Here is a 5152-nt window from a genome sequence, read left to right as displayed (position 1 = left end):
CTGGCGGGTGGTTGAGGCATCGGCCTGAGTGAATGAGTCGAATAAAGTTTTTTGTTTTTCTGCGTCTATTCCTATGCCGGTATCAATAATAGAGCAATGTAAAAAACTGCCATCGGTGGTTTCATCTATCTGCGCGGTCACCAGAATTTGCCCATCAATAGTAAACTTAACAGCGTTGCCAATCAGGTTATTTAAAATTTGACGCAACCTATTCGGATCGCTAATTATTTCGCTGATAGTAATTTGGGTGGCATCTAAAATGAGATTGGTATTATTTTGCTCCACTTTAAGCGCAAACGACTCAACAACTTCACCAAGTAATTTAGGTAAGTTAAATTGCACATTTTCTATATCAAGTTTACCTGCTTCAATTTTAGAAAAGTCTAAAATGTCGTTAATTATATTTAACAGCGACTGAGCTGAAGATTGTGCAAGCTCAATATGGTGCTCTTGCTGTTGGTTGAGCTGGGTGCGCTTGATAATATTTAGCATGCCCAGTACGCCGTTCATGGGGGTTCTTATTTCGTGGCTCATACTGGCTAAAAATTCACTTTTAGCCATTACTGCTTGCTCTGCAGCCTCTTTGGCGGNGCTTGAATGCAAGCTGCCCACTAGGGCGGCTACAGCAATTAAAAAGCTTTCTTCGTTACGTGACCACGGGCGCATTGAAGCACATTGCTCAGCGCATACTATGCCAATGGAGCCACTTCCCGCCGGTATGATTGCGCACAGCATGGCATTAATATTGAGCGGCGCAAAGTAATGCGCTTTAAGGGGTTTTAGTAGTGGGTGATTTTGGGCATCACTGGTGCTAAACACAGCGTGTTTTTCTATGGCTTCAAAAAAATCTGGCGCCTCTTTTTTAAGCCATACCGCATTATTATTACCCATTCTGTTTTCAATATTATGGGCTGCTATAGGGCTCAATGAGGTTTTTGAGCTATTAAAAAACCAAATACTGGCTTGCTCAATGTTTAAAGCATGGCAAATAGATTCAGTAATAACTTGTTTAGATTGGCTTAATTGGCCACTTAAAATAAGGTCGTTGGCTGTAAGCGACGCTAAAATTTCGTTATGTAGGGCAATTTTGCTGTTTTCAAGTTCAATGCGCTTACGGGTATCAATATTTTGCAATGAGCCAAATATTCTTACACAGCGCTCGTTTTTGCGCTCAGCTTCACCATGAATAAGCACCCACATTTCGCGCCCTTCAGAGTCAATTACTTCAAGTTCGGCCTCGTAACTTTTGCCTTCTTTAATTGCAGATTCAACTAGCTGAGTGATACGTTCTCTGCTTTCGCCTGCTTTAAAGTAATTTAAGTTTGTAGGCCAGGTAGGCTCTTTGTTTAGCGGGTATTTAAAGATTTTTTTGGTCATATCTGACCAATACACTTGTTTGGTTTCTAAATTAAATGACCACGCCCCAATTTGGGCAAGGTCACTCATTGCCTCCAGCATTTTTTCGTTTTGTTGCTGGCGGTTTAGCATTTTTAAAAAGAATAAGAACGCCCATATTAGTAATCCGCAAATAATTATAATGGCGATTCTAAGCGGCCATATAGTTGAAGGTGCGGGGCTCCAACCTTCTTTAGGGGCTACGTATAATTGCCAGCTTCCCCCTTGAAAATTAAGCGTAAAATCAAGCGGCTCTTGTGTGGTTATATTGTTATTGCCATAAAAAAACTCGCCTTTTTTGCCTAAACCATGACGCCCTTGAATAGCAATGTTGTAGTTTTTTTCAAGCTCTTTTATGCCTGAGTTTTTGTATACTTTTTCAATGTCGAGCACCACCGATAATAACCCCCAAAAGCGGTTTTCAGGCGGAATATAAACAGGCACTCTGGCAATAAGGGCAATGTCGCCTTGCACTAGTTTAAGTGGTCCTGCCATAACAATAGTATTGGTATCACGGGCTCTAATGGCATCTAGGCGTTGGTTTTTGTTTTCTAAAAAGTTTAAGCCAATGGCTTTTTCGTTACCTTTTAGTGGGTAAGACATACGAATTATCATGTCGGGTGCACCACCAATATGGCGCAGTTCACTGGAGGTTTTAAACAAAGGCGCGGCAATTTGCTCAAACCGTGCCTGCTGTAACTCAGGTTCAGCTGATACAGCAACCGCTAATCCACGAACAAGCTGAATGTTTGATACCAAGGTGGCCTCTAGTTGTGCACGGTATGTACTTACTTGAGATAAAATTTGTAGGCGGTGGGCGTCTTTTGCGCGATTGTAGTTAATTCTATCTAACACAATGCTCACTAATATTATTAGCGTAAGCGATAACCAAAAGGTCAGCTTATAGTTGCTAATAGTGTTTTTTTTGTTGTTATTTTTTGGCGGCATTGGCTAAGTCATGCTGTTATTTTAGGCAATTTAACTATAGCTAATTTATTGTATAAATAAAAACGGCGCTGATAAATTAGCGCCGTTTTATTTTTATAATTAGTAGTTTAACTATTAAGCATCGGTTACTTCACGTGCCCAATGGTTTTGCTTAGCGACATGTAACTTACGGTAACCATCAAGTAGTGCTGCATGCTTTTTAAAGCCTTCAAGCGATAAACCTGGGAAGGTTAAACCATTAAATAATTTACGGCCTTCTGCTATTTCAATAGCCAGCGTTACGTTATCGCTGCCAAACATTAAACCCAGTGCATCTTGGTAGTCGGCGTAGTCGCGCTCGTCATCGTATTTAATTTCAAGAATAGCTTTTAAACAGCGGAAGTGGCGCATTGCATCTTCGTTTACTTGGCCTGTGTGTAGTATCCAGTCTACCCAATCAATGGCTTCTTCGTTGCCTGCGGCTAAACATAAGTGCGCTTTAAGCTCACCAATACGCAGTGTATGCCAAGGTGTATCGGCATCGGTGGCAAGGCCAATAAATTCAGCAGCACGAATAATATCGCTGTGGCCTGCTTCTTCTAGGCTGTCGTAAATGTCCATCCACTGCTGCGCATCGTACTGATCAAGCGATAGGAATGCTTCACGGAATTTAGCGCCTTCGTTGTTGTTACGCCAAATTAGTTCATCTACTGGGTAAATGTCTGACATACCTGGTACTAAAATACGACATGCATACACGTTTAAGTGTGTGTAATCCATAATGTAAATGTCGTGGCCCATGCTGTGAATTAAGTCAGTACAGAAGTTGTATTCTTGCTCTGTTGTACCGCTAAAGTCCCAATGAACAAAGTCAAAGTCAGCGTCAGCACGGAAAAAGTCATGCGAGATTAAACCGCTTGAGTCGATAAAGTGCAGCTCAATGTTTTCAGGCGTTGCAACTTCATCGTTGTCAAAAGTAGCTGGTTGGAACACATCAAGTTGATCAAGGCGACGACCTTGTAGTAACTCAGTAACGGTACGCTCAAGTGCAACTTCAAATGATGGGTGAGCACCAAATGAGGCAAACACAGAGCCATCAACAGGGTTAATAAGCGTTACGCTCATTACAGGGTATTTACCGCCTAGTGATGCATCGGCAATACGTAAATGAAAACCATGGCTGCGTAGCTCTTCACACGCCTCGTGAATTTTAGGGTATTGCTTTACAACCTCTTCAGGGACGATAGGTAAACAAATACCTTCTGCGATAATACGGTTTTTAATGGCGCGCTCAAATACTTCTGATAGCCCTTGTACACGTGCTTCAAACTTAGTGTTACCTGCGCTCATGCCGTTAGAAACAAAAATATTACCAATTACGTTTACCGGAATGTATACGTCTTGGTTATCGCGTTGGCGTGTGTATGGCAATGTACAAATGCCGCGCTCGTTATTACCTGAGTTAAAGTCAAAAAGGTGTGAGGCATTAAGCTCACGCTCTGGGTCAAAGTAATCCCACAGGCTTTCGTCCATTATGCCTTCTGGCACTTCATTGCCTTCAACTTTAAACCATTTCTCATTTGGATAATGAGTAAAGTCGCTGTTTGCAAATTCTTCACCTAAGTAAAAGTCGGCAAAAAAGTAATTACAGCTTAATCGTTCAAAGTATTCACCTAACGCAGAGGCGATAGATGCTTTATCGGTTGCGCCTTTACCATTGGTAAACATAACACCGCAGTCGCTGTCTTTTATATGAACTGAATAACAGTTAGCTACAGGGTTAAGCCAAAGTGCTTCTTCAACATTGATGTTTAGCGCTTTTAGCTTGTTTTGCATGGTAGAGATAGACGATTCTAGGTCGCGGTCTTTACCTTTGATAAATGTTTTTTCAGTCATATGAGTCTCAACTAGATCTGCACAAAATGTGGAATGGCTATTATCGTGGATTTTGATGTTTATTTCACCCTTTGCGAGTAAGAACATTATTATTTAATAAAACTATGGTTATTATATGTGCAACAAATGGTGCAAAGGACAAATTAATGTTTAAAGTAATCAAATGGCTAGTATTACTCGTTGTGGTTTTAGGGTTAGCTGGTACAGCGCTTGTGTATGGCGTATTAAGTTTAAGTATGCCCACACTTGATGGTAAAGGCCAAAGTACAGCAATTAATAAGCCGGTTACTATTTCGCGTGATGCACTAGGGCAGGCGGTTATAAAGGCCGAAAACCGCAATAGCGCGGCATACGGGCTAGGCTATGCGCATGGGCAAGACCGTTTTTTTCAAATGGATTTATTAAGACGTAACGCCGCAGGTGAGCTTAGTGAGTTATTTGGTAAAGCGGCCCTTGGGCTTGATAAAAAAATGCGCTTTCATCAATTGCGAAAACGCAGCCGCGCTATATTAAACACCTTACCCGAAAGTGATAAACAACTATTAAACAGCTACGCCCAAGGTGTAAACGAAGGGCTGGCACAAGTTGGTTTTGCAAGCTTTGAGTATTTACTTACAGGCGGAGCGCAAAAACCATGGCAAAGTGAAGATAGCCTATTAGTTATATTTAGCATGTATCTTGATTTGCAAAGTGCCACCTTTGAGCGTGATGAAGCTCTCATACATATTGAGCAAGCATACGGGCAACACATGGTTGATTTTTTAACACAACCTAGCCAATACCAAGCGGCGCTTGATGGCAGTAAACTTGCCCCGTTTACAGGCACCATTCCTCAACTTCCAGAGCAAGCACAGCACACGGTTAAAAATATTCAGACAAACCAAGAGCGCGGCAGCAATAACTGGGCAGTAACCGGTGCGCATACCCAAACGGG

Annotated in this window: 3 protein-coding genes; 1 reads left to right on the top strand and 2 read right to left on the bottom strand. The window is 41.7% G+C overall.

Annotated elements, in window-relative coordinates:
• On the bottom strand, nt 1-2343 hold a 2343-nt coding region (locus tag L650_RS0118550), incomplete at its 3' end, for a histidine kinase dimerization/phospho-acceptor domain-containing protein (RefSeq protein ID WP_029774033.1).
• Nucleotides 2344-2457: 114 nt separating this feature from the next.
• Nucleotides 2458-4218, bottom strand: a complete 1761-nt coding sequence (gene ycaO / locus L650_RS0118545) for a 30S ribosomal protein S12 methylthiotransferase accessory factor YcaO (protein WP_024032086.1) — start codon at nt 4216-4218, stop codon at nt 2458-2460.
• A gap of 146 nt (nt 4219-4364) precedes the next feature.
• On the opposite strand from ycaO, the gene L650_RS0118540 reads away from it, so the two are divergent.
• On the top strand, nt 4365-5152 hold a 788-nt coding region (locus L650_RS0118540), incomplete at its 3' end, for a penicillin acylase family protein (protein ID WP_029774032.1).

This window comes from Pseudoalteromonas sp. TB51, assembly GCF_000498055.1.
GTDB classification, from domain to species: Bacteria; Pseudomonadota; Gammaproteobacteria; order Enterobacterales; family Alteromonadaceae; genus Pseudoalteromonas; species Pseudoalteromonas atlantica.
The sequence above is the reverse complement of the archived record's forward strand: the minus strand, read 5'-3'. Positions and strand labels throughout refer to the sequence as shown.

Bases quoted from the DNA above. Each gene is read 5' to 3' on its own strand.
- ycaO (WP_024032086.1), bottom strand. From the start codon at position 4,218: ATGACTGAAAAAACATTTATCAAAGGTAAAGACCGCGACCTAGAATCG.